Source organism: Succinatimonas hippei YIT 12066 (genome assembly GCF_000188195.1).
Taxonomy (GTDB): Bacteria; Pseudomonadota; Gammaproteobacteria; order Enterobacterales; family Succinivibrionaceae; genus Succinatimonas; species Succinatimonas hippei.
Window position 1 is genome coordinate 24,982 of record NZ_GL830946.1, and the last position, 23,800, is coordinate 48,781.

A 23,800-nucleotide genomic window follows, 5' to 3' on the forward strand; every position below is an offset into this window, starting at 1 on the left:
TCAGTTTTTATCGCTTAGCGCTGGTCGCGGGGCTCCGGGAATGCGCGGACCTTCATAAATTTTAGGTCCGATGCCTTCAGGACAGATGTAAGCGCGTCCTGATAGCGCGACGCCTATATCAGGTGAAAAATATAAACCTATAGGTGCAGCATAGGCGTGGGTTTCCACCACATGGGTAGCACCTAATTTAGCTGCCTGCAGCTTTAAATCAAAACGGGCATTATTGACTGTAGCCCGCGGTGTGGTGTCAACATCGGCAATAAATTCACATCCTTCAACTTCCTGCGGCAGGGAAGTTATAACCTTATAAGCGATATTGCGTTCAAAATCACTTACGCATCCGGAGAGAAGGAAAGCTCCGGTAGCGCTTATAAGCAAAAAAATCTTTTTCATCATTTAATCTCCGGATAGCGGGACGGCTCTCCTTCGGGCGTTGTTTTAAAGCGGCGATGCAGCCATAGATACTGCTCGGGAGCAATTCTTATCATATTTTCGATAACTCTGTTGCAGCGCGCGGTATCGGCAACTTCATCTTCTGTAGGAAAGTTATCAAGAGGTGCCGAAACATAAAGACGATAACCGTCTTTGACACGAATTGTCCAAGATGGTTGAACTAATGTGTTTTTTATTTTGGATAAATCGTGAACTCCGGTAACCGTAGCGGCTTTTTCTACAGCAAAAAAGGGGACGAAAATAGAAACTTTGCGACCGTAGTCCTGATCGGGGGCATACCATATCGGCAGGCTTTTCATTAAAGCTCTTATCATGGTACGCGGATCGGCTCGGTCAACTAAAGCCAGGTTGGATTTTAAACGCCCTTTTACCTGGGCGTATTCCCATACGGGATGATCGGACGGACGATAAACTCCGACTCCGGGTTTGATGGTAAGCGCGTACATTCTGGCCATAAGTTCAAGCGTGACGAAGTGGCAGGTTAAAACCAAGATCCTTGCATCACTTGCGGCGATGGCGCGGGCACGTTCTAATTCTTCATCATCGATAATGGTATATTTTAAAATCTTTTTGTCAGACCAAAACCAGGCCATGCCGGTTTCGAAGACCGCCATTCCCGAGTTTTCAAAGATTTTTTCTGCAAGTACACTGCGTTCTTGTTCGGTCATTTGCGGAAAGGCCAGCTTTAAATTGCAGTCAACAATGTAACGTCTGCCTTTAATAACTCGAGCCATTATTTTACCGAGGGCTTTGCCGAGCTTCATTAAAAGAGGATAGGGAATTAATTTAACGCTTAAATATAAAGTAAAAATAGCAAACCAGGCTCCCCAAAAAGTCGGGTAAAGCATTTTACGGGTAAATACGGCTTTTTCAGTTAAACCTTTGCCCCAGCCTTTATCACGGTTTACTGTTCTATGTTGTTTTTGTCTTTTGGAAAAAGAAGTATGTAATGATATTTTTTTCTGTGTCATGTTTAGCCCTAAATTCAATATTTTGATTATACCCTACGTATCTTTTTTGATTAAGTTATTTGCTTTACTCTTGTCTATTATCAAAAAGATTAGTTTCAAACCTTGGGTTCTTCAAGCTAAAGGGCATAGCGTAAATCAGGTTTTTAATAGTTTTTTTGCCGCTTAATAATATTGTCGCATGTTTTAAAATTGGAATGTTTTGCAAGGCGGGTAAAATATTGAGTAAAAATATCCTGCTCTTTTTAGATTTTGCTTATGCACTTAAATAGTTATGTTTCCAGTAGCTATAGAGATTACCGTCAAAAATCGACAAGTAAGTCTTGTTATAAACAGAACAAGCAGCGGTAAAAAAACAGATAGCGGCAATAAGGCTGTTTTAGCGTAAAATTTTCGTTTTTTGAAAGGAAATGCCGTTAAATGCGTTTAACTGAATTTCTTTTTATAAGTTCAAGTCTAAACTCGGGTAAATCGTAGTTATTCCCCTGGTATAAGGAATTTGACAAATTAACGGCAGATCTGCTCATTAACGAAATGGGGTGATAAATCGTCGTTAAAGGCGGATTTAAGCAGCGTGATAGGAATAAATCGTCAAATCCGACAATAGATACGTCATCAGGAACATTTATTCCGTGATTATGAAGCTCAGCCATAAGTCCGATTGCAATGGTATCGTTATAGCAGGCGACAGCCGTATATTTCAGATTTCTTGATAATAAAATATTTGCAGCTTCTGCCCCGCCTTCCAGGAAGGGTTCTACTTCAATGATGTAGTTATCATCGACTGTAAGTCCGGCTTCTTCCATTGCTTCTCTATAACCGCTTTCACGCTCGATACGGTCCAGAATTTTATGCGTTGAACCTATATAAACGATTTGTTTATGCCCGTTATTTATAAGTTCGTTGACCGCCAGTTTTTCTCCGTAACGGTTATCGACATTTACGCAGCGATTTTCAAAACCTTCAAGAGTACGATTGACTAAAACAAGGCTCGGAACCAGCTCCATATAGCTTTTCAGCTCTTCGTCAGGCAGTGTTAAAAAGTGGCCTACAATCCCGCGACAGTGATGGGATAACAGTTTTTCAATTGCTTTTCTTTCACGAGTTTGATCGTGAAATACCTGACAGATAAGCAGGGAGTTGCCTTTTTCATATGCTGCATTTTCACATTCTTTGGCCATGATTCCGAAGTAAGGGTCGGAAACGTCGGAGACCACAAGCCCTATGACGTCGGCATCTTGTTTGGCTAACGCTTTAGCGTTGGCATTTAGATAAAATCCGAGTTCGCGTCTTGCCAAGAGTACAGCCTCGCGTGCCGATTTGCTGACTTTGGGCGAGCCGTTTAAAACACGCGACACCGTGGCCACGGAAACATTAGCTCTTTTAGCGACATCTCGAATGGTTGCCATTCTTTTTCCTTAATAGTTTTAATAAATCAATTTTTATTTTAATCTTATCGTGAAAACGTTTCCACACAAAGTTTTTTATTTGTTCTATATAAAGCGGGAATGACAGAAATTGAAACAATTTGTTAACGCCGCGATAAAAACGGATGAATTTTAAAAATTAAGATTAACAGCACGTTTTTTTACGGTTCTTTGTTGCACAGCGAAGGAAAGTTACGCTTTTTTTAATTTTAGAAATAAGAAATGAGATCTGTACCGTAAATTTTTAAAAAGTCCGTTTTTTTAGTTGTATTGGAGTCAGCGGGGGTTATAATGTAAACGTTTACATCGGCATATCTGCCGTATTTTGGAGAAAATAAATGACTACTATTCTTGTTACCGGCGGCGCAGGTTATATCGGCAGCCATACTGTTATCGAATTGGTTAAAGCAGGATACGATCCTATTATTTTCGATAATTTCAGCAATTCAAAACCTGCAGTACTTGCTCGTATCAATAAAATTTGCGGACGCCACGTTCCGTTTATCGCCGGTGACATCCGCGTAAGAGAACAGCTTGAAGCGGTATTTAAAGAGAACAAAATTGACGGTGTCATTCATTTTGCAGGCTTAAAAGCTGTAGGTGAGTCCGTTAAAAAGCCGCTTGAGTATTATGATAATAACGTTAACGGTTCACGCATTTTGTTAGGCGTGATGCGCGATTTTAATTGCCACAACTTTATTTTCTCTTCATCAGCCACTGTTTACGGTGAGCCTGACAGCGTTCCTTTGACTGAGAATTCTCCGGTTAAACGCGCCAATTGCCCGTACGGTCAAACCAAGGTAGACATTGAATATATGTCTGAGGAATTGCAGAAGGCCGTTCCTGAATTTTCCGTTACTTTATTACGTTACTTTAATCCGGTCGGCGCTCATGAGTCGGGTCTTATAGGTGAAGATCCGCGCGGTATTCCCAATAACCTTATGCCTTACCTTACTCAGGTCGCAGTAGGCAAGCTTCCTTGCCTTAATATTTTCGGCAACGATTACCCTACTAAAGACGGTACCTGCATCCGCGATTACATTCACGTAGTCGACTTGGCTAAAGGTCACGTTGCTGCTATTAAGCATTGCCTTAATAAGAGCGGAGTCCATATTTATAACTTAGGCACCGGTATCGGTTACAGCGTTTTAGATATGGTTAAGGCTTTTTCCAAAGCAATCGGCCGCGAGCTTCCTTATAAGTTTGCTCCAAGACGCGCCGGAGATGTGGTTCAGTGTTATGCCGATCCTTCCCGTGCTAAAGAAGAGCTCGGTTGGACTGCAGAGCTTACCTTAGATGATATGACTCGCGATTCTTACAATTGGCAAAAGAACAACCCTAACGGTTACGATGATTAAGAGGTATTTTTATGAGCCAGTTTGATGCAACTTCACATCCGCACCGTCGTTACAACGCTTTGACCGGTGAATGGATTTTGGTTTCTCCGCATCGTGCAAAGCGTCCTTGGAACGGTCAGGTCGAAAAAGCAGCCGATGATAAGAAGCCTTCTTATGATCCTAACTGCTACCTTTGCCCGCGTAATACCCGTGTGTCAGGAGACGTAAACCCGGATTACGAGCGTAATTTCGTTTTTACTAATGACTTTGCTGCCTTAACCCCGGATACCCCGCTTGACGGACCTGCAGGTGATGATCTTTTCAAATTGGAGCCGGCTCGCGGTACTGCCCGCGTTATTTGTTTCTCAGCCGATCACTCCAAGACCTTGCCTGTTATGGAAGTCAATGAGATTCGCTCCGTCGTTGATTTGTGGGCTTCTCAGCTTACGGAGTTGTCCGAGACTTATAAATGGGTACAGCTTTTTGAAAACAAGGGCGCTATCATGGGCTGCTCCAATCCTCATCCGCACGGACAGATTTGGGCTTGCTCATTCCTCCCTGAGGAAATAACTAAAGAATTAAAGCAGCAGAAAGCATATTTTGAAAAGCACAAGTCAAAGCTTTTGCTCGATTACGTTAAAGCCGAGCTTGAAAAGAAAGAGCGTATTGTCTGTGAGACAGAGTTCTTTGTAGCTCTGGTTCCTTACTGGGCTTTCTGGCCGTTTGAAACAATGATTCTGCCAAAATTCCCGGTTGCTTCAATCAATCAGTTAAAAGATAACGAGCGTGATGATTTGGCTCTTATTATCAAGAAGCTTACCACCCGTTATGACAATCTGTTTGAGTGCTCTTTCCCGTACTCCATGGGCTGGCACAATGCACCTGCCGACGGTGAAGAGCATCCTGAGTGGCAGATGCATGCACATTACTATCCGCCTCTTTTACGTTCAGCTACAGTTAAGAAGTTTGTCGCAGGTTTTGAGCTTTTATCTGAGAAACAGCGCGATCTTACTGCTGAACAGGCCGCTGCCCGTTTACAGGCATTAAGCGAAGTACATTACACTAAACGTTAATTAAAAAGGTTAAATATGAACGACGTAAAAACAAAAGCAATCGAGGCTTTTAAAGCACATTTCAACACTGAGCCTACTATGCTTTCTTATGCCCCGGGCCGTGTTAATATCATCGGTGAGCATACCGATTACAATGACGGTTTCGTTATGCCGTGTGCAATTAAGTTCGGTACTGCTATTGCTGCCCGTAAAAACGGCACTGATAAAATGCGCGTGTTCGCTGCAGACGTAAATGGCGACAGTGATGAGTTTACCGTTACTGTTGATATGGATAAGCATCCGGATAAACTTTGGAGCAATTATCTGCGCGGCGTTACCATGCTTATTGCTAAGAAGGGCTATAAGTTTGAAGGCCTTGATTTGGCAATTTGCGGTGATGTTCCGTTAGGAGCCGGTTTGTCTTCTTCCGCTTCATTGGAAGTATCTTTCGGCAACCTTATTTCCTGCGCTTTCGGTCTTAATATTGATTTGCAGGACATTGCATTAATCGGTCAGGCAGCAGAAGCTTTCATTGGCTGCAAGTGCGGCATTATGGATCAGACTATCTCTGCCTGCGGCAAGAAAGACTGTGCTTTGCTTATTGATTGCCGCTCTCTTGAAAAGACTCAGGTTCATATTCCTGAGGAATTGGAAATCTTGATTGTAAATTCCAATGTAAAACATCAGCTTGTAGGCGGTGAATATAATGAGCGTCGCGAACAATGCGAAAATGCAGCTAAAGTTTTAGGTGTAAAAGCATTGCGTGATGCTACTATGGATATGCTTGATGCCAAGAAAGCGGAGCTTGATGATGTAACTTACCGCAGAGCTCGCCACGTAATCACTGAAGACGATCGTACATTAGCCGCAGTTGAAGCCTTTACCAAGGGTGATTTAAAGCGTCTTGCCGAACTTATGTACGCATCGCATTGCTCAATGCGCGATGACTTTGAGATTACTGTTCCTGAAATTGACGGCTTGGTTGAGATCATTCGTGAAGCAATCGGTGAAAACGCTGCAGTCCGTATGACCGGCGGCGGATTCGGCGGAAGCGTTGTTGCTGTTCTCAAGCCTGAAAAGGTCGATGCTGTAAAAGCTGCAATTGATGCTAAGTATGAAGCAATTTCAGGGCGTAAAGCTACTGTCATTGAGACTCATGCTTTTGACGGTGCAACTTTTACTGCTCTGTAATTTGAGTTTTTAGTAAAAAAGCTTCCTTGTGCTTAAGTATAAGGAGGCTTTTTTGTTTTTTAGGTATGATTTTCTGTTGAAAAACTTAATACTTTATCTTTTAAGATGAGTAATGGTTAAAAAATTAACTGTTTAAGTTCTTTTTGCTACAATTTAGCTAATTTAGGAGTAGATTGATGGCAGAAAAAAACGGGAAAAACAGTATTGATGCAGTACAGGCACTAATCGATACTATTGAAGATATCTCGAAGATCAAAGTAAAACTTGAAAAAGATCCGAATTTTGATTTTAAGGTAATGAAGCAGCGTGAGGCTGCTCTTGCCGCCTATGAGATAGAGCAAAGCAGAAAAGCCGATCTTAAAAGCCTTATAAACAAAATCCATAAATCCGGACGCATTGACGCAAAATATACTTTTGACACGATAATAAAAGATCAGCTTAATTCAAAAGCTATCGGAACAGCTCAAGGGTTCTGTTATGCAGTAGATGATGCAACCATGCCGATGCTGCTTATCATTCAGGGAGCCGAGGGTGCGGGTAAATCTGTGCTGGCTACGGCAATAGCCAATGAGCGTTTGAAATCATCTCCTGAAAGCGTGGAGCTCATTTATTTTGATGAGCTTAAAAAGAGCCGTTTGTTTAATCAAAGTGAAGATCGTGAAGAGCGTATTGAAAGAAACGATCGTTGGGAACGTTTTTGTACTGTCAAACTTTTGATCTTGGACGGTTTGTGCCAAAACCATGAAGGATTGCAGCTTTTTGATCAAAAAATCGTCGCAGAACTGCTTCGTACTCGGCATGACAACGGTTTATCTATGGTTATAACTACCGTTGTTCCGTTTGAGAGTCTGCATAACAGCATAGGAACTCATTGCTTTGAATCAATGAAAGATTATTCTGTTATTGCGGAGTCTTTATTAGGCGGCAGTCGTCGTAATCCGATTCGCTTTAACGGAAGGGCTTTAGCGTGAGTGTTCTTGCTTTTGATTTCGGAATTAACAGTATCGGTGTTGCTGTAGGCAATGAGTTCACAATGTCGGCAACTCCTCTTGAAGCTGTAAAAGCTCGTGACGGTATTCCCAATGCCGATCAGATAAATGCTTTATTTAAAGAATGGCAGCCGTCTTATATTGTGGTAGGCTATCCTATAAATATGGACGGGACAAAAGAAGAGCTTACTTTTAAGGCAAGGAAATTCGGAAACCGTCTTGCGGATAAATTTAAATTAAAAGTTTATTTTAAAGATGAGCGCTTAACCACTGCAGATGCCAAAGAGAGGATTTTCTCTCAATACGGCTATAAAGGACTTGCAAGTAAGGGCAAAATAGATTGCGTTTCAGCTGCTCTAATTTTAGAGGCCTTTTTTGAAGAAAAGGCCGTGAGCGGTTAAAGGTTTTTCAGCGCAGCGGTAAGATTACCGATTTCATGACGCAGTAACTCAATTTCAGAGCGCAAAGAACTTATTTCATTTTTAAGTTCACTAAGTTCGTTTGAAGCAGATGTTGAATTTTCTTCATTCATTACTTGCGAAGTCGGTTTATCTGCATTGTTTAACACAGAGTTAACGGCTTGTTTTATAGAATCTTTATCTAAAGTTTTCCACAGCTTAACCGCTTCGATGATAAGAGGTAATGATACGGGCTTGTTTAAGTGAGTTTTTAAGGTTGCAACTCCCGGGGTAATACCTTTTGCCGTAAGTTCGGCGGCAATTTTCAGCAATTCATTAATAGTATTTTGAGTTGAATCTTGTGTCATACTCGATCCTTTTTAGTATGATCGTTCTAATTTCAAATTGGATAAAGTGATAAATATGCATGATATTAATAAAATCTCAGCAATTTTAGATGAAATTGAACATGAGTTACAAGCCTTGGAGCATTGGGGAGGGGAAAAGAAAAGACCTCGTGCTCAGGCTTTTTTAAGTACTGCTCCGTTTTGTATTGATACCATGGAATTTCACCAGTGGCTTGAATATGTGCTGGTTGCTAAAATGCGTCAGATGATAAAAGAAGGTAAACCTTTGCCTTCAAAAATGCTTCTTCATACTGCAGCTCAAGAATATTGGCGCGGAAATTGGGCAAAATATCGCAAATTAATCGGTGTGTTAAGAAAGCTTGACGAATGTTTTAAATAGTTAATTGTTTGTTATATATTTAATTGTCCTTGTAAAAAGCTAAAATTAAAAATAAAAAATAAGCTTAAATGTTTTTGCTTAATAATTAAGATTGAGATAGAATAGCTCCATCCTTTCAATGCGAGCGTAGTTCAATGGTAGAACAGGAGCTTCCCAAGCTTCTGACGCGGGTTCGATTCCCGTCGCTCGCTCCATAGATTTTCACATCATTTCCGGGCAAGAACCAAATCTTCCAGTTAACCTCAAAATTTACAGTATAACCAAAATCGTCTTTATTTTTTTTGTTTGAAAGACATCATTTTTTTTACGCTTTTTAGCTTGTATCTTTAAAATTTAACTTTGATGTATTAATGGTGTTTTTTGTGTAAATATAGTTTTATACTGCTTTATAAGTTTAACTTTAGTTAATTTTTAATCTTATATGGAGAAAAAGATGACAAGTAAAAAAGGATTAAAATTTTTGCCTCCCTCTATGTCAATTAAAGAGGCTGTCATTCTTTTACAAAAGCTTGCTAAAGTAAACATGGTTATAGGCTCTATGAAAAGTGAGTTCGGTCATTCATTAGTCAGAGACTCGTTGGTAAGTTTATTTTCTTTATCGGAATCTGTTCAATCCACACGAATAGAGGGTACTCAAGTTACTTTCTATGATATGTTTGAAAAATCTTCCAATAAACAAAAAGAATGGGAAAAACAAGAGGTTCTTAACTATCAGGAAGCGCTAAAACATGGGCTGTTATTAATTGATAGCGGAATGCCTTTTTCAACTCGGTTAATAAAAGAATTACATAGAATTTTAATGACTAATGCTCGCGGCACAAATTCAGCCGGTGGAGAGTTTCGCAAAATACAAAACTTTATAGGGCCTGATTCTAAAATTGAACATGCTGTATACATTCCTGTAGAAGCGCAAACTATTTCGAACTATATGGAAAATTTAGAGTTTTTCGTCAATGGTATACATCATAGTAGTTTCATTGAGATTAATCAGCCTGATTTGTTTATTATTGATGAACATGCAGATCCTCTATTAAAAATAGCTATTATGCATGCTCAATTTGAATCAATACATCCTTTCCTTGACGGTAATGGCAGATTAGGAAGAATTTTAATAGCTTTAATGGCTGTTAAATACGGTTTAGTTAATGTTCCTGTTTTTTTAGTTAGTGAAGAATTGGAGAAAGAGAGAAGTCGTTATTACGATTTATTAAATGGTATTAGGGGAGAAGATCCGGATTGGTTTGCTTGGCTTAGCTTTTTTGTTGATTGCTGCGGACGTATGTCTGAACAATTAGTAAAAAAAATGCAAACGTCTACTCAGTTGGCCGAACAGGGGTTGAAAAAAATAAAGCTTGATTCAGAGAGAAAAGCTTGGTTGTTATCATTCCAATGTCCGAGACTTACGGTTAAGGATGTATCTCAAATCTGTAAAATGAATATTACTACAGCTCGTAAAGCTTTAAATGCATTAGTAGAATATGATTTACTATTTACATCTAAGAATATAAAAAGAAATAAATCTTATATAAATTACAATTTAATCAGGATATTAAGTAATTAGAAAAAAGAGGGTGACGATAGTCATCCTCTTTGTTGCTTATCCTTAAATCTCCATCTTCCTCTTTAAATATTGAATACTTGCCGTAATTGTAGATGCATCTGTAGCAGATGACGAGGATGTTACGTATTTAAGACCATTAAAGTCTCCGCCTAAGATTTCACCGTAGGCAGTGAGCGGCAGAACTTGTCCTAATATGTTAAGTCCCGATGATTTTAGTTCTCGGCATACGGCAAGAGTGTATTCGGCTCCGGTGGAGTAAATGGCTTTTACGTTGGGATCTCCGAGAAGAACGCGTCTTGCAATTTGTCCGTAAGCCGAGCTGGTTAAATCCAAAGCCTCAAGACTTGATCTTCCTGTTTTTTCAAGCTCCGTTTCATATGTCAATATTTGCTGGGATGTGGCACCTAAGTGATCGGATACGACAAAGATGATTTTGTATTCATCGCATTTTGCAAGATACTCATTTACCACGCGATCGATTTCGGCAGCTCGGCGCTGATCATCTTCAATCAGTGCTGCGCTGTCAACTGATATAAGCAGGACTTGTTCTTCAAGGCGCAGCTTCTCGACTTGGGCTGCAATGAGCGGACTGATACCGCCTACCAAGCCGAAAATTTTTTGATTGGCAGCTTTATGTGATTCTGCCTCACGCATTACTTTTCTTGCAAGAGTTGCAGTAAAAGGCCCCGGATCTACTGCAAGGAATTTGATTCCTGAGGCTAACACGGCGTCGGCAATAGTATTAATGTCCTCTTGAGAAGTACAGTCAAGAACGATGGCCCGGGCTCCTTTTTCAGCCAATTCTTTAAGTCTATTGCTTAAATGCTCGGTTCCTTTAATGAATTCTTTTAGGTATAAGACCTCTGTATGGTAGCGGAATTTCTCTGAAAAAAGCTCTGCAACGCGTCCGCCTTGGGCAGGTCGCATATCATCAAGCCCTGCAAGTGATTTTTGCAGCGGCAGTCCGTCAACTAATATGTAACCGCCTACGTTAATACGTTTTAGATCGGGAAAAGCAGGAACTACGATGGCTACGCGATCAGGCTCGCCTAAGGCGTCAAGCAACGCCTGGGTTTCAGTGCAGGTATTGCCGCGCATTGAAGGATCAATGCGTTTTGCATAAAGCTTTACTTCGGGATTTTTCAGAAGTTTTCCGGCATAGAAAACCAATTGATAACTTTGTTCCGGAGTTAGGGTACGGCTGTTGGTGGAATAAACCAGACAGTCAAATTTAGCCGTGGCCGGATCTTTTAGTCCTTTATTGCTGATAAGGGAACAAACCGTACAACGATTTTTTTCAAGCATGGCGGCAACTGAACTGCCGCCGGTGATTTCATCTGAAATTACAACGCATTCAGCCATGGTTTTTATCCTAAAGTTGAAATTCTGGCACGCAACATAAGTACACTTGAAGGCGCAACGGAGATTTCATCGACGCCTATCCTTACCAGCTCATGTGTAAAACCTTCATCGGCAGCAAGTTCGCCGCATACTCCGACCCAAATTCCCGCATCATGCGCGTTTTTCACTGTATATTCAATAAGGCGGATAACGGCATGATGGTAAGGGTTTAAAAATTTACTGATTTCAGCATTTTGGCGATCTACTGCCAATGTAAATTGCGTTAAATCGTTAGTACCGATACTAAAGAAATCTACATATTGGGCAAGTTCGTCGCTGATTATGGCAGAGGCCGGCGTCTCGATCATAATTCCGAGACTTACATTATGAGAATAAGGAATTGAGTTTTTACTGAGATCTTTTTTTACTTCATCACATAAAGCTATGCACTGCTTGACTTCTTCAACCGTGGTAATCATCGGGAACATGATAGCGAGGTTACCGTATATTGAAGCGCGATAGAGAGCTTTGAGCTGGGTTTTGAATATTTCAGGGCGGGTAAGACAGATACGTACTGCCCGCATGCCCATCGCCGGATTGTCCTCGGGCTTTAGCATAAAATAATCTGCTGTTTTATCTGCGCCTATATCAAGGGTACGGATAATGACCTGTTTGCCGGACATGCCTTCAAGTACTTGTTTGTAAATGTTAAATTGAGTTTCCTCACTCGGAAAATCAGGAGATGACAGATAAATATATTCACTGCGGAAAAGTCCGATGCCTTCTGCGTCCGAGGCTTTGGCAAGTTCTATGTCGTCGGCAGAGCCGATGTTGGCATAAAGATGAATTTTTCTGCCGGATAAAGTCAAAGTCTCTTTGCCGCGGAATTGCTCAAGGCGAGCACGCAGCGCATCTTCCGTACGTTTTCTTTCGGTAAATTCAGCTATAGTCGCCTCATCGGGCTCAATATAAACAATACCGCTGCCGCCGTCGACGATAGCAAATTTTCCTTCAAGGGAAGGGTTAAGTGAAGGTCCGATGCAGATAACCGAGGCAATGCCCATAGTTCTTGCAAAGATCACCGTATGCGATCTTGAAGATCCGTCTGAAGTAATAATGCCGGATACTGAGTCTTTATCAAGCTGGACGGTTTCACTCGGCGACAGATCATCAGTTGCTAAAATTACAGGCTGGCCTTGAGAAGGAGAGATTTTCTGCGGGATGAGCTGACCTGAATTTAAAAGCAGCAACTCGGTTACGCGACGAGAAATATCAATTACATCCGCAGCACGTCCTTGCATGTAATCGTTATCCATGCTTTTGAACATGTCGGCAAATTTTTTGGAAACGAAGTCTACAGCGTATTCAGCATTGACGTGTTCGTTTTCGATTAACTCATTTATTTGAGAGACGTAATCCGGATCGTCGAGCATCATCTGGTGAATTTGAAAGACCACTGCATTCTGTTCACCGACTTTTTCAAGAGATGCTTCATAAAGATTGCCAAGCTGAGCTATTGCATCGGTTCGAGCTTTTTCAAAGCGTTCAAGCTCGGCTTTCATGTCAGAAACTTCGTGCCGCTCAGAAGGAAGAGCGTGGCGTTTTAAAAAAGAGATGCGGCCGAAAGCTATGCCGCGGCTTGCAGGCGTACCGCGGATCTGAAGTTTTGCTTTTTGACTGGTTGGCATTTCCATATAATTTATTTATCTGGTCATTGTGTTTGGTTAACTTTGAAATATTAACCTAAGGATCTATTCTAAAAAAGCTTCATTGCTTACAAATTTCTAATTTTTAGTGAGAAATTCATGCAGTTAGATTTGATGCCAAGTCTTTAGATTAAGAATGCAGCATATCTCATCCGGCGAACGGTTTGTAATATGAAGTATTAAAGTCGGCGTAATTAATACAACAACGTTTAAAGCTTATGTTTTGGTACAAAACATTATTTTGCGGCAGATAGGATTTTCATATTTTAGGTATATGGATTTAATTAATGCGGTGTTGGGGGAGAAACTTTAAGTAAAGATGAAGCCAAAGCTTTATGTGTTAAACCTAAACTTAATCAATACACATTTAATTACGCTTTAAAGAAATTAAAAGAAGAATATTCTTTTTTAAAAGAAATATTGTCACAGTCAAGTCCTGCAGCAGAAAGTAATGGATTTATATGAGGCGTTTAAAAAGTTTTTTAAAGGCAATGGAGGATATCCCAAGTTTAAGAAAAGGCACAGTGATGACGGTTTCCGTTATCCGCAGGGCCTTAAGGCAGAAGAAAATAATCAAAGGATATTCCTTAAGCTGCTAGTCTTGTAATAGCGGAAAAAAGCAAGCGAAAGTGCTAAAATACGCCCATCTTGAATTAAATAGCAGTAAAGAGATATTTAGATAAATGGTCAAGACTCGCTTTGCCCCGTCACCTACGGGTTTTTTGCACGTCGGCGGTGCCAGAACCGCATTGTTTTCGTGGTTGTACGCAAGACACTGTAACGGAGAGTTTGTGCTGCGTATTGAAGATACCGATAGAGAACGTTCCACTCAGCCTGCAATTGACGCTATTTTAGAGTCAATGCAATGGCTCAATCTTAATTGGGATGAAGGTCCTTATTATCAGACCAAGCGTTTTGACCGTTATAAAGAAGTTATCAATGAGCTTTTGGAAAAAGGTCTTGCTTATAAGTGTTATTGCTCTAAAGAACGCCTTGAAAAGATGCGTCAGGAGCAGATGGAAAAGGGCTTGAAGCCTCGTTATGACGGTCATTGCCGTGATGATCACAGCGAGCATGCTCCTGATGAGCCTTATGTAATTCGTTTTCGCAATCCTGATACAGGAACCGTCGCCTTTGACGATTTGGTAAAGGGCCATATTGAATTTCAGAACAGCGAGTTGGATGATTTTATCATCCAGCGTTCAGACGGGACTCCGACCTATAATTTCTGCGTGGTTGTTGATGATTACGATATGGGTATTACCCATGTTATTCGCGGGGACGATCATGTCAACAACACTCCCCGTCAGATTAACCTGTATAAAGCATTAGGTGCCAAGATCCCGGTATTTTGTCACGTGGCAATGATCTTAGGAGATGACGGTACTAAGCTGTCAAAGCGTCACGGAGCGGTAAGCGTTATGCAGTATCGTGAAGACGGCTATTTACCTGAAGCTTTAGTTAACTATTTGGTTCGTCTTGGCTGGAGTCACGGCGATCAGGAAATTTTCTCCCGTGAGGAGATGATAGAGTGGTTTGACCCGGCTCAGATCTCCAAGAGCGCATCCAGTTTTAACACCAAAAAACTTGATTGGCTTAATGCTCACTATATGAAGACTTTACCGGTTGAAGATGTAGCAAAAGAACTGGTTTGGCATTTAAACCGTATCGGCGTTACCGATTTGTCTCAAGGTCCTGCTCCTGAGCTGGTAGTTAAAAACTATGCCGAGCGTACCCATACTTTAAAAGAAATGGCACAAAAGGCCCGCTGCTACTATGAGGATTTTACCGAATACGATCCTGCCGGTGTAAAAAAGTGGATTAAAGAAGGCTCGGTTGATGTACTTAAAGCAGCACTTGAGTCCTTAAATTCACTTTCTTCATGGGAGCCCCAGGCCATTGACGAAGTTCTGGAAGCTTTGGCTAAAAGACTTGAAATCGGTATGGGCAAAGTCGGACAGCCTTTACGCCTTGCCATGACCGGTACAGCTATGTCCCCGGGTATCGGTGACACTATGGTTTTGGTCGGACGCGATCGTGCATTAAAGCGTATTGAAAAAGCGATTGCTCACTTTTCCAAGTAGATGATTTAAGTAAGCGGACGAAGGTGTTTTGTCCGCTTTTTTTATGCGTAAATAATTTATGGCAGATCAGAATTTTATAAACGAGGTGCACAAGCGCCGTACCTTTGCGATTATTTCCCACCCTGACGCAGGTAAAACTACGATTACCGAAAAGGTTTTGCTTTTCGGCAGCGTGATCCAGCGAGCAGGTGAAGTAAAAGGCCGCGGCAGTACCGGCTCTTTTGCCAAATCCGACTGGATGGATATGGAAAAAGAACGCGGCATTTCGGTTACTACCTCAGTAATGCAGTTCCCGTATAACGGCTGTATCGTCAATTTGCTTGATACCCCGGGCCACGAAGACTTTTCTGAAGACACTTATCGCGTTCTTACTGCAGTAGACTCTTGCCTGATGGTGATTGATGCGGCTAAGGGTGTTGAGGAGCGTACCCGTAAGCTCATGGAGGTAACGCGTTTGCGTTCGACTCCGATTTTGACTTTTATGAATAAGCTTGATCGTGAAACCCGCGATCCTTTGGAGCTTATGGATGAGGTTGAAAATGAGCTTAATATTTTATGCGCTCCAATTACCTGGCCTATAGGCAGCGGCAAGTCGTTTAAGGGTATTTACCATATCCTGCGTGATGAAGTTCTTTTATATCATTCAGGTGAGGGCTTCCATATTCAAGAGCGCCGTGTAATAAAAGGTCTTGATAATCCTGAGCTTGATGCTGCTATCGGTGAAGATTTTGCCGCTAAATTACGCGAAGATATGGAACTTATTCAGGGAGGATCGAATCCTTTTGATGAAGAGGCCTTTTTAAACGGAGATCTTACCCCGGTGTTTTTCGGTACCGCTTTAGGTAATTTCGGTGTTGACTGCATGCTGGACGGTCTGACTGCTTGGGCGCCGTCTCCTTTAGATCGTGAGGCTGATTCAAGAAAAGTACAGGCGACTGAAGAGAAGCTTTCCGGTTTTATTTTTAAGATCCAAGCTAATATGGATCCCAAGCATCGCGATCGCATCGCTTTCATGCGTTTGGTTTCAGGACGTTATCATAAAGGAATGAAACTGCGTCATGTACGCATTGAGCGCGACGTGCAGATATCTGATGCCGTTACCTTTATGGCCGGAGAACGTGAAATGGCACTTTCTGCCGTGGCGGGTGACATTATCGGTATTCATAATCATGGAACCATCCGCATCGGAGATACCTTCACAGAAGGTGAAATTCTGCATTTTAGCGGTATCCCCAACTTTGCGCCTGAACTGTTTCGCCGCATTCGCTTAAAAGATCCTTTAAAGCAAAAGCAGCTGCTTAAAGGATTGGTACAGTTGTCAGAAGAAGGTGCGGTACAAGTATTCCGTCCTATAGTCAGCAACGACTTAATCGTTGGTGCCGTCGGTGTCTTGCAGTTTGACGTGGTGGTATCGCGCCTTAAGCATGAATATAACGTGGATGCCGTTTACGAGAATGTCAATGTGTCGACCGCCCGCTGGGTAAGCTCTGACGATCCTAAAGCACTTGAAGAGCTTGAAAAGAAGGTTCCGCAGAATCTTGCTTATGACGGCGGTGATAATCTGACGTATTTGGCAAGTTCCGGTGTTAACTTATCGTTAACCATGGAGAGACATCCTAAAGTGCATTTTGCCGCAACGCGCGAGCATTAAGATGTGCTTTTTTGACACTCATATGCATTTGACAAAAGCGCGTTCTCAAGACGCGCTTTGTCTTATGCTTAAGCTCAATAAAATCTGTGCATTATCTGTTGCCGTAGATTTTAAAGACAGTCTTTTAAACCTGCAAAATAGCGGTAAAAATATTTTTGCAGGAGTAGGTCTTCACCCTTGCTATGCGACGGGAAGTCTTAGTGATAAAGAAAAGGATGAGTGGAATAATCTTTTAAATAACAATAAAATATTATGCATAGGCGAGTGCGGATTAGATGATAAAGCGGCAATTTCTCTTGAAGAGCAGCTTTATAATCTGCGCTTTTTTTGTGATATGGCGACAGCTTATTCCATACCGCTTTCATTGCATATAAGAAAATATCATAACGAACTTTTAAAGCTTTTAAATGAATATCGCGGGAAACTAAGCGGAATAATTCACGGTTTTACTTTTTCAAAGGATTTGGCTAAGCGTTATTTGGATGCGGGATTCATACTCGGGATCGGACGCTACGGCTTAAGGCGCGGACGGTCTTTTAATGAAGCATTAATTTATGCGGGGGCGGCAAATTTGGTTTTGGAAAGCGATTTTGACGATCGCTTAAGCTATGATTGCAAACTTTTTAACAGCTTAATAAAAGAGCTTTGCATACTTTTTTCTTTGGATGAAAAAGCATTTAAAAACAAAATGTTATTTAATGCTTGTGCTGTTTTGAACCTTAATGGCGAAAATATCGCATCCGCGTTTTAAATTGTTCGGTCCTTTTGTAAAATAGCGTTATTGCTTTAAAAGCGCAGTATGTAAAAGGACGAAAAGATGCAGGTGTTTTTATATTTATCAGTCAAGAATAATGAATTAAACGAGTTAAACGCGATAAACAGACTGTGCGAGCATTTGGCTTTAAATGACAGAACGCTTCAGTTGAAAGCGGCAGGTACAGAGTTTAACCATTCATATGCTCTATATATTTATGAATGCGACAATTACACAGAATTAAAAGAGTGCTTAAGGGAAGCCGTCTGCCAAAAACTTTTTGATTTTGACGTTATTATGGTTCAATCCGTTCCGTCTTTAAAAACACCCGGAGTTTTGGTAATGGATATGGATATGACCTCAGTGCAGATTGAAGGTATTGATGAAATTGCCCGTTGCCTTAATGTTTATGATAAGGTTGCAGCCATAACGGGTGAGGCTATGCACGGTCGACTTGATTTTGCTTCATCATTAAAAAAGAGAGTGTCGTTATTAAAGGACGGTGATGCTTTAGTTCTTGAAAAAGTAAAATCTATCATGCATGAAACGGAAGGTTACGGCGTTCTGGTCAAGGGGCTTAAGGAAAAAGGCTGGAAGGTAGGAATAGCTTCAGGCGGTTTTGTACAGCTTATTAATGTTCTTAAAGATAAATATGATCTTGATATGGTCAGGGCTAACAGCCTTGAGATAAAAGACGGAAAATTTACGGGATTTGTTGAGGGTGAAATCGTTGATGCTTTAAAGAAAAAAGATGCGCTTGCGGATCTGATGACTAAAGCTTCGGTACCTAAAGAGCAAAGTATTGCGATAGGGGACGGAGCTAATGATCTGTTAATGATGAATGCCGCGTCTTTGGGAATTGCTTATCACGCCAAGCCCAAGGTTCAAGCCGAAGCTTTAGCCTGCCTTAATTATTCTGACCTTTCCACGGTTCTGTTAATGCTCAAAAGCGGTGATCTGTAGATATGGCAAAAGTTAAAACGGTATATGTATGCGCTTCTTGCGGAGCACGTTATCCGCGCTGGCAGGGACAATGCCGTGAGTGCGGCGAGTGGAATACCATAAGCGAAATAAGAGTAAATGATGAGCCTTCGGCAGGTCGCAGTGCGGCCGCCAGAGCTATGTCGGGTTTTGCCGGAGCAAGCGGCAGCGGAGTCAGTAATCTTAATAATGTAAAGCTTGAAAAAGCGCAGCGTTTATATACCGGGTACGGCGAGTTTGACAGGGTTTTAGGCGGCGGCATTGTTCCCGGATCTGTGGTACTGCTGGGCGGCAATCCCGGAGCAGGTAAATCTACATTGCTCCTGCAAACCGTATGCAAGCTTGCAAGCCATGCAGCTGTTTTGTATATCACGGGTGAGGAGTCTTTGCAGCAGGTGGCATTGCGGGCTCAGCGTCTGATGCTGCCTACTGAGCGGGTAAGAATTGCCGCAGAGACTTCAATTGATGAAATTTGCCGGATTGCGGCCGAGGAAAAGCCGGCTGTTTTGATTGTCGACTCTATTCAAGTAATGCACGTGCAGGGAGTTGAATCGGCTCCTGGATCCGTAAGTCAGGTTCGCGAGGGAGCGGCTGCTTTAACCCAGTTTGCCAAGAAAACCGGTATTGCGGTGTTTTTAATCGGGCACGTGACTAAGGACGGAACTCTTGCCGGACCTAAGATTTTAGAGCATTGTGTTGATTGTTCGGTTATTTTGGAGTCAGGAAACGATCCGCGTTTTAGAACCCTGCGTTGTCATAAAAACCGTTTCGGAGCGGTTAATGAAATCGGTGTTTTCGCTATGACTGATCATGGTCTTTGCGAAGTTAAAAATCCGTCTGCGATTTTTTTAAATCGTCAGGAAACAGTTGCTCCGGGCTCTCTTGCCATGGTGGTCTGGGAAGGGACTCGCCCGCTTTTAGTCGAGCTGCAGGCTCTGGTTGATTTATCTCAGCTCGGTAACCCGCGGCGCTTGTCTTTAGGCACCGATCCTAATCGCCTTGCCATGCTGTTGTCGGTATTGCATCGGCACGGAGGTTGTCAGCTTGCCGATCAGGACGTGTTTGTTAATGTCGTAGGCGGAGTAAAAGTCGAGGAAACTGCGTCAGACGTACCTTTAATTTTGGCTTTATTGTCTTCTTACCATTCAAAGCCTATTGACAGAACGACGATTGCGTTCGGTGAAGTGGGTCTTACCGGAGAAATAAGACCTGTTCCGTCAGGACAGGAGCGTATTGCCGAAGCTTTTAAGCAGGGCTTTAAAAGGGCAATTGTACCTTTTGATAATGCTCCCAAAAAAGCGCCTGCCGGAATGGAAATCATTGCCGTAAAGCGCATCGGTGATTTAATTGATTTGGTCTAATTGCTTTTCATGATGGAGTGGACGAGACGAAGTCCGATAATGAGGCGGTCTTCATTTTTAAAACGCTGCTCGAGGCATTTTCCGACCTGCTCCAAATCACGCTTTAAGCTTTGCATTTTCTTTTCATTAAGATCTTCGGCATATAAATCACTAAAACGCATTAAAAATTCCGTAGTTTTTTCAATACGCGGTAAGACACGATGTGCGATGGACAGCGAGCGTCCCGAAGCATTTTCGATTAGCTCGATTATTTTAGGATAGAGATCAAAATGACCGTGGGACAGGTAGTCTATAAGGTGCTCACAAAAACTTGTCACTTCTTCATAGGAAGGATAACACTCGGTAATGTCGGTACTTCCTTTGGGCGTGAGGTTTAAAAGTTTCATGTACATTAAAACAAGATCTTGACGTGCTTTAATCATGTCATTGATCCAGGAATAACGATCGTCGACTTCTTGTAGCTGGGTATTAAAACCTCTTAAAGTATCTTGTCCCATACGTAGCTCCTCAAGTCTTTGTAAGACTTGTTTAAAGCTTAAAAGAAATCGGTAAAGATTGATGTTAATTTCGTCAAAAATTAAGCTTTGTAAGCACAAAAAAGAAACGATCGGCAACTTCCGATCGTTTCATATAAAAAGAGTAGAAAGCTATTTTTAGTTTTGAGCCATAAGCCGTGAGTTATAAAGATCTTTTTTAAATTGCGCTACGTTATTTTTAAAACGCTGAATCTGTCTTGTCGTTGCAGAGGAAACTCCCGAGCTTGGCAACTTGACTCGCATCGCGTTAACCGGACGGCCGTTTCTTCTTAACTCGTAGTGCAAATGGGGGCCCGTTGATATGCCGGTATTGCCTGAACGGGCAATAACCTGACCCATTTTGACTCTTTGACCGGGTTTAACGTTGAGTTTTGATAAATGCATGTATACGGTGGAATAGCCGTTGGCATGATTTAATACGATGAAGTAGCCGGCAGATCGCGAGTAACGAGCAGTTTCGACAACTCCGCTTGACGGTGCGATAACCCTGGTTCCGACTCTTACCGCAAAGTCGGTTCCGTTATGCGGACGAATACGCCCGGTGACCGGATGACGGCGGTTAGGATTGAACTGTGATGAAATGCGAACATTGCCTTCAAGCGGAATACGTTTGAACGTAGCTTTTTTAGCTGCGGCAGGTCCGTTTTCATCATAGTAACGATTATCAGTTAGGTTACGGTAGGTGGCAACCTTGCCAAGGCGCGACAGTTTGAATTCAACAGCGTTGATTGATCCTTTGCCTTTACTGTTGGAAAACAGCACACGCATGGAATCACCCGGCTGTATATGCCGTGAAAATTGAATGCGCCCTTTAAACAAACCGATGATTTTGTATATTTCCGAATAACTGAGTCCGCAGTTATAAGCAGCTTCAGCAAAGGTCTGTCCTTTTTCTATGTTGACGACAACAAGGCGGCCGCGTGAGGCAAAAAGCTTATCATGAGTGCTTTCAGTAGTCTTGCTGTCAGCTGCAGCTTGTGCTGCTTCTTGTTCTAAAGCATCGGCTTTTTTCTTGGCTTCGGCCAATAGTGAGCCTTGAGAGTTATCCTGCATTTCTGCTGCAGGAGTGTCTTTATTGAGCTTTTTAAGCTCTTGTTTTGCTTCTGCAAGTAATTTTACGGTACTGACGGCGGTATGAGCATTTAAAGCTTCTTTAGTTAAAATAAAATCAGAGCCTAAGCTGTCAGGACGGGTAAAACGCAGTTGGGATTTTTTGTTTTCCTGTTTGACGAAAGATAAAAGATTGTTGTCATCGTCAATTAAAAATGAAAGGGTATCGCCAATCTGCAGCTTATCGAATGATTTGGTCAGACCGTCTGTTTTGCGGATTGCAACTAAGGTTCTTGCCGGAATGTTCAAATCCGAGAAAATTGAGGATATGGTATCGCCTTTAGTCACCGTTTCGGTATACCAGTGATTGGGAGTCAAATCCGAGCCTTCGGCTTTGGCAAGTTTTCTAACCTGTTTTTCAATTGAGTTATCTTCATCAATGGCTGTGTCGGTAAGTTCGTCATCCATCGTATCAAGAGTTATCGGGTTAGAGTCAACTTCCACAATCTGTTTACCGACTGCATAGGTTTTTACCTTGGCATCTGCACTGTTTGGCAATAATGCATCAGTAAGTGAGTTTTCAGGGCGGATTATGTTATCGGTTGCATTCGGGTCGATAAGAATCATCTCGTCTGATGAGTTCGGATCATTAACGGCAACTAATCCTGCGTCATTTGAAGCATCGGCAGGAATTGAAACAGAAATGGCGGCTAAAGCGATAACGGCAATTGAGGCACAGATGATAATGATATGCTTTTTCGGTAATAAAGCACCTGCGGGGCCTTTTTTTAGGGGCTCTCCTGAAATGAAATCTTCAAAATGCATGCAATAAAAAGGTTTTATGTGAAAAATTGCCGGAAACAGTCTCTTAGAAAAAAGAGACGCTATGAAAAATAAAAAAATTTCTCATATTTTATGTAATAAACGACTATTTTTACAGTAAAAAGTTCAAGTTTTTAATGAAAATTTCACGATAAGCAATTTTGAGATGATGAATATGTGATGAAGGGCAAAAATTGTGGAAGCTTGAAGGTGGTCTTGCAGTTTGCAAAGGATAGCAAAGCGAAAGAAAAACAGCCTTGCATTTTGCAAGGCTTAAACAGTTTTTAAATGATGGTGCGCTCAGTGACTGCGTCAAAGAAATGCACTTTTGACATGTCAAAATAAAAATCGCAATTTTGACTTAACTCGCCTTCATAAGTTGAAGGACATCTTATCACCATACGATCGGTTCCGGTTTTGGTATAAAGACATATATCGGCGCCCAGCAGTTCACGAAACTCCATGGTAGCACGGACTTTCTGCATATTGTCGTGAGCTTTGATATGGATATGCTCAGGGCGGATACCGAGATAAATTTCTTTGCCGGTGTAGCTTTCAAGAGAGCCGGGCTGATTTTCTTTATTTACGGCTATGACATTACCGTCAAATTCAAAGTCAAGGTGATCACCGTTTCTTTCAAGTTTGCCTTTAAAGAAGTTCATTTGCGGCGAGCCGATAAAGCCTGCAACGAATATGCAGTTAGGATGATTGTAAAGGTTGGTCGGGGTATCGACTTGTAAAATCTCACCGCTTTTCATTACGACAATGCGATCGGCCATGGTCATGGCTTCGGTCTGATCGTGAGTAACGTAGATGAAAGTCGTACCAAGCTGCTTATGCAAAGATGAAATCTCGGTACGCATTTGGGTTCTTAATTTTGCGTCAAGATTTGATAAAGGCTCGTCAAGTAAAAAGACATCAGGATCGCGTACCATGGCACGGCCTAATGCTACGCGCTGGCGCTGACCGCCAGACAAGGCACGAGGTTTGCGTTCTAACAGATGCTCTAAATCAAGCATTCTGGCTGCATTTCTGACTTTACGATCGATAGTTCCGCTGTCGACTTTCTGCAGCTTTAAGGAAAAGGCCATGTTCTCGTACACGGTCATATGCGGGTAAAGAGCATAGCTTTGAAAAACCATCGCAATATTGCGTTCTTTAGGATTTAAATCGTTGACAAGGCGATCGCCTATATACATTTCACCGCCGGAAATGCTTTCAAGTCCCGCGATCATACGCAGCGTGGTTGATTTGCCGCATCCTGAGGGGCCTACTAAAACGATGAATTCCTTATCTTTGATCTCAAGGTTTAAGTCATCAATTACGCATACGCCGTCGTCATAAGTTTTATTGATGTGTTGAAGCGATATTTTTGCCATGGAAGAAATCCT

21 protein-coding genes and 1 tRNA gene are annotated in these 23,800 nt (G+C 41.9%); 13 read left to right on the forward strand and 9 right to left on the reverse strand.

The window, feature by feature from the left end:
• The 3 genes from HMPREF9444_RS00980 to HMPREF9444_RS00990 form a co-directional block, all read right to left on the reverse strand.
• Positions 1–396, reverse strand: a complete 396-nt coding sequence (locus HMPREF9444_RS00980; protein WP_009142439.1) for a conserved domain protein — start codon at positions 394–396, stop codon at positions 1–3.
• Complete coding sequence (lpxL, locus tag HMPREF9444_RS00985) at positions 393–1,424, reverse strand: LpxL/LpxP family Kdo(2)-lipid IV(A) lauroyl/palmitoleoyl acyltransferase (protein ID WP_009142441.1); 1,032 nt, start codon at positions 1,422–1,424, stop codon at positions 393–395. Before lpxL ends, HMPREF9444_RS00980 begins: the two co-directional genes overlap by 4 nt.
• 413 nt (positions 1,425–1,837) lie before the next feature.
• Positions 1,838–2,830, reverse strand: a complete 993-nt coding sequence (locus tag HMPREF9444_RS00990) for a substrate-binding domain-containing protein (RefSeq protein WP_009142442.1) — start codon at positions 2,828–2,830, stop codon at positions 1,838–1,840.
• 356 nt (positions 2,831–3,186) lie between these two features.
• On the opposite strand from HMPREF9444_RS00990, the gene galE reads away from it, so the two are divergent.
• From galE to ruvX, 5 genes are all read left to right on the forward strand, one after another.
• Positions 3,187–4,206: a UDP-glucose 4-epimerase GalE gene (gene galE / locus HMPREF9444_RS00995; RefSeq protein ID WP_009142444.1), complete on the forward strand. Its 1,020-nt coding sequence runs from the start codon at positions 3,187–3,189 to the stop codon at positions 4,204–4,206.
• An 11-nt stretch (positions 4,207–4,217) separates the two neighbouring features.
• A complete protein-coding gene (locus tag HMPREF9444_RS01000) occupies positions 4,218–5,258 on the forward strand; it encodes a UDP-glucose--hexose-1-phosphate uridylyltransferase (protein WP_009142445.1) in 1,041 nt (346 codons plus the stop codon).
• 15 nt (positions 5,259–5,273) lie between these two features.
• Positions 5,274–6,428, forward strand: a complete 1,155-nt coding sequence (gene galK / locus HMPREF9444_RS01005; RefSeq protein WP_009142446.1) for a galactokinase — start codon at positions 5,274–5,276, stop codon at positions 6,426–6,428.
• A 176-nt stretch (positions 6,429–6,604) separates the two neighbouring features.
• Positions 6,605–7,399 carry an ATP-binding protein gene (locus HMPREF9444_RS01010; protein WP_009142447.1) on the forward strand — a complete coding sequence of 265 codons (795 nt, stop codon included), beginning with the start codon at positions 6,605–6,607 and terminating at the stop codon, positions 7,397–7,399.
• Positions 7,396–7,818: a Holliday junction resolvase RuvX gene (gene ruvX / locus HMPREF9444_RS01015; RefSeq protein WP_009142448.1), complete on the forward strand. Its 423-nt coding sequence runs from the start codon at positions 7,396–7,398 to the stop codon at positions 7,816–7,818. The genes HMPREF9444_RS01010 and ruvX overlap by 4 nt, the downstream gene beginning before the upstream one ends.
• On the opposite strand, the gene HMPREF9444_RS01020 is transcribed toward ruvX, so the two are convergent.
• Positions 7,815–8,183 carry a hypothetical protein gene (locus HMPREF9444_RS01020; protein WP_009142449.1) on the reverse strand — a complete coding sequence of 123 codons (369 nt, stop codon included), beginning with the start codon at positions 8,181–8,183 and terminating at the stop codon, positions 7,815–7,817. The genes ruvX and HMPREF9444_RS01020 overlap by 4 nt on opposite strands.
• A gap of 55 nt (positions 8,184–8,238) precedes the next feature.
• Here HMPREF9444_RS01020 and HMPREF9444_RS01025 point away from each other — a divergent pair, with 55 nt between their 5' ends.
• The 3 genes from HMPREF9444_RS01025 to HMPREF9444_RS01035 all read left to right on the forward strand — a co-directional run bounded on the left by HMPREF9444_RS01025 (position 8,239) and on the right by HMPREF9444_RS01035 (position 10,123).
• Positions 8,239–8,562, forward strand: coding sequence for a YqcC family protein (locus HMPREF9444_RS01025; RefSeq protein WP_009142450.1), 324 nt, complete (start codon positions 8,239–8,241; stop codon positions 8,560–8,562).
• Between the two features lie 120 nt (positions 8,563–8,682).
• A tRNA-Gly gene (locus HMPREF9444_RS01030) sits at positions 8,683–8,756 on the forward strand.
• Positions 8,757–8,995: 239 nt separating this feature from the next.
• Positions 8,996–10,123, forward strand: coding sequence for a Fic family protein (locus HMPREF9444_RS01035; RefSeq protein WP_040909028.1), 1,128 nt, complete (start codon positions 8,996–8,998; stop codon positions 10,121–10,123).
• A 42-nt stretch (positions 10,124–10,165) separates the two neighbouring features.
• Here HMPREF9444_RS01035 and HMPREF9444_RS01040 read toward each other — a convergent pair whose 3' ends face one another.
• The gene (locus HMPREF9444_RS01040; protein WP_009142452.1) at positions 10,166–11,485 is read right to left on the reverse strand and encodes a four-carbon acid sugar kinase family protein; all 1,320 of its coding nucleotides are present in this window, start codon (positions 11,483–11,485) and stop codon (positions 10,166–10,168) included.
• A 5-nt stretch (positions 11,486–11,490) separates the two neighbouring features.
• Entirely contained in the window at positions 11,491–13,152 is a 1,662-nt protein-coding gene (ptsP, locus tag HMPREF9444_RS01045; protein WP_050778968.1) for a phosphoenolpyruvate--protein phosphotransferase, read from the reverse strand.
• 701 nt (positions 13,153–13,853) lie between these two features.
• Here ptsP and gltX point away from each other — a divergent pair.
• The 5 genes from gltX to radA all read left to right on the forward strand — a co-directional run bounded on the left by gltX (position 13,854) and on the right by radA (position 20,001).
• A complete protein-coding gene (gltX, locus tag HMPREF9444_RS01055; RefSeq protein ID WP_009142455.1) occupies positions 13,854–15,254 on the forward strand; it encodes a glutamate--tRNA ligase in 1,401 nt (466 codons plus the stop codon).
• A 58-nt stretch (positions 15,255–15,312) separates the two neighbouring features.
• Positions 15,313–16,905, forward strand: a complete 1,593-nt coding sequence (prfC, locus tag HMPREF9444_RS01060; protein WP_009142456.1) for a peptide chain release factor 3 — start codon at positions 15,313–15,315, stop codon at positions 16,903–16,905.
• 22 nt (positions 16,906–16,927) lie between these two features.
• Complete coding sequence (locus HMPREF9444_RS01065) at positions 16,928–17,656, forward strand: TatD family hydrolase (protein WP_267902406.1); 729 nt, start codon at positions 16,928–16,930, stop codon at positions 17,654–17,656.
• Positions 17,657–17,722: 66 nt separating this feature from the next.
• Positions 17,723–18,622 carry a phosphoserine phosphatase SerB gene (gene serB, locus HMPREF9444_RS01070; protein WP_009142458.1) on the forward strand — a complete coding sequence of 300 codons (900 nt, stop codon included), beginning with the start codon at positions 17,723–17,725 and terminating at the stop codon, positions 18,620–18,622.
• Between the two features lie 2 nt (positions 18,623–18,624).
• Entirely contained in the window at positions 18,625–20,001 is a 1,377-nt protein-coding gene (gene radA / locus HMPREF9444_RS01075; RefSeq protein ID WP_009142459.1) for a DNA repair protein RadA, read from the forward strand.
• Here the strand turns inward: radA and HMPREF9444_RS01080 are convergent.
• The 3 genes from HMPREF9444_RS01080 to HMPREF9444_RS01090 all read right to left on the reverse strand — a co-directional run bounded on the left by HMPREF9444_RS01080 (position 19,998) and on the right by HMPREF9444_RS01090 (position 23,788).
• Positions 19,998–20,498, reverse strand: coding sequence for an Rsd/AlgQ family anti-sigma factor (locus HMPREF9444_RS01080; protein WP_009142460.1), 501 nt, complete (start codon positions 20,496–20,498; stop codon positions 19,998–20,000). The genes radA and HMPREF9444_RS01080 overlap by 4 nt on opposite strands.
• Positions 20,499–20,654: 156 nt before the next feature.
• The gene (locus HMPREF9444_RS10410; RefSeq protein WP_009142461.1) at positions 20,655–22,412 is read right to left on the reverse strand and encodes a peptidoglycan DD-metalloendopeptidase family protein; all 1,758 of its coding nucleotides are present in this window, start codon (positions 22,410–22,412) and stop codon (positions 20,655–20,657) included.
• A gap of 281 nt (positions 22,413–22,693) precedes the next feature.
• On the reverse strand, positions 22,694–23,788 hold the full coding sequence (locus HMPREF9444_RS01090) for an ABC transporter ATP-binding protein (RefSeq protein WP_009142462.1): 1,095 nt from the start codon (positions 23,786–23,788) through the stop codon (positions 22,694–22,696).
• Between the last annotated feature and the right edge of the window lie 12 nt (positions 23,789–23,800).

Bases quoted from the DNA above. Each gene is read 5' to 3' on its own strand.
- HMPREF9444_RS00980 (WP_009142439.1), bottom strand. From the start codon at position 396: ATGATGAAAAAGATTTTTTTGCTTATAAGCGCTACCGGAGCTTTCCTT.
- lpxL (WP_009142441.1), bottom strand. From the start codon at position 1,424: ATGACACAGAAAAAAATATCATTACATACTTCTTTTTCCAAAAGACAA.
- HMPREF9444_RS00990 (WP_009142442.1), bottom strand. From the start codon at position 2,830: ATGGCAACCATTCGAGATGTCGCTAAAAGAGCTAATGTTTCCGTGGCC.
- galE (WP_009142444.1), top strand. From the start codon at position 3,187: ATGACTACTATTCTTGTTACCGGCGGCGCAGGTTATATCGGCAGCCAT.
- HMPREF9444_RS01000 (WP_009142445.1), top strand. From the start codon at position 4,218: ATGAGCCAGTTTGATGCAACTTCACATCCGCACCGTCGTTACAACGCT.
- galK (WP_009142446.1), top strand. From the start codon at position 5,274: ATGAACGACGTAAAAACAAAAGCAATCGAGGCTTTTAAAGCACATTTC.
- HMPREF9444_RS01010 (WP_009142447.1), top strand. From the start codon at position 6,605: ATGGCAGAAAAAAACGGGAAAAACAGTATTGATGCAGTACAGGCACTA.
- HMPREF9444_RS01020 (WP_009142449.1), bottom strand. From the start codon at position 8,183: ATGACACAAGATTCAACTCAAAATACTATTAATGAATTGCTGAAAATT.
- HMPREF9444_RS01025 (WP_009142450.1), top strand. From the start codon at position 8,239: ATGCATGATATTAATAAAATCTCAGCAATTTTAGATGAAATTGAACAT.
- HMPREF9444_RS01035 (WP_040909028.1), top strand. From the start codon at position 8,996: ATGACAAGTAAAAAAGGATTAAAATTTTTGCCTCCCTCTATGTCAATT.
- HMPREF9444_RS01040 (WP_009142452.1), bottom strand. From the start codon at position 11,485: ATGGCTGAATGCGTTGTAATTTCAGATGAAATCACCGGCGGCAGTTCA.
- ptsP (WP_050778968.1), bottom strand. From the start codon at position 13,152: ATGCCAACCAGTCAAAAAGCAAAACTTCAGATCCGCGGTACGCCTGCA.
- gltX (WP_009142455.1), top strand. From the start codon at position 13,854: ATGGTCAAGACTCGCTTTGCCCCGTCACCTACGGGTTTTTTGCACGTC.
- prfC (WP_009142456.1), top strand. From the start codon at position 15,313: ATGGCAGATCAGAATTTTATAAACGAGGTGCACAAGCGCCGTACCTTT.
- HMPREF9444_RS01065 (WP_267902406.1), top strand. From the start codon at position 16,928: ATGCATTTGACAAAAGCGCGTTCTCAAGACGCGCTTTGTCTTATGCTT.
- serB (WP_009142458.1), top strand. From the start codon at position 17,723: ATGCAGGTGTTTTTATATTTATCAGTCAAGAATAATGAATTAAACGAG.
- radA (WP_009142459.1), top strand. From the start codon at position 18,625: ATGGCAAAAGTTAAAACGGTATATGTATGCGCTTCTTGCGGAGCACGT.
- HMPREF9444_RS01080 (WP_009142460.1), bottom strand. From the start codon at position 20,498: ATGGGACAAGATACTTTAAGAGGTTTTAATACCCAGCTACAAGAAGTC.
- HMPREF9444_RS10410 (WP_009142461.1), bottom strand. From the start codon at position 22,412: ATGCATTTTGAAGATTTCATTTCAGGAGAGCCCCTAAAAAAAGGCCCC.
- HMPREF9444_RS01090 (WP_009142462.1), bottom strand. From the start codon at position 23,788: ATGGCAAAAATATCGCTTCAACACATCAATAAAACTTATGACGACGGC.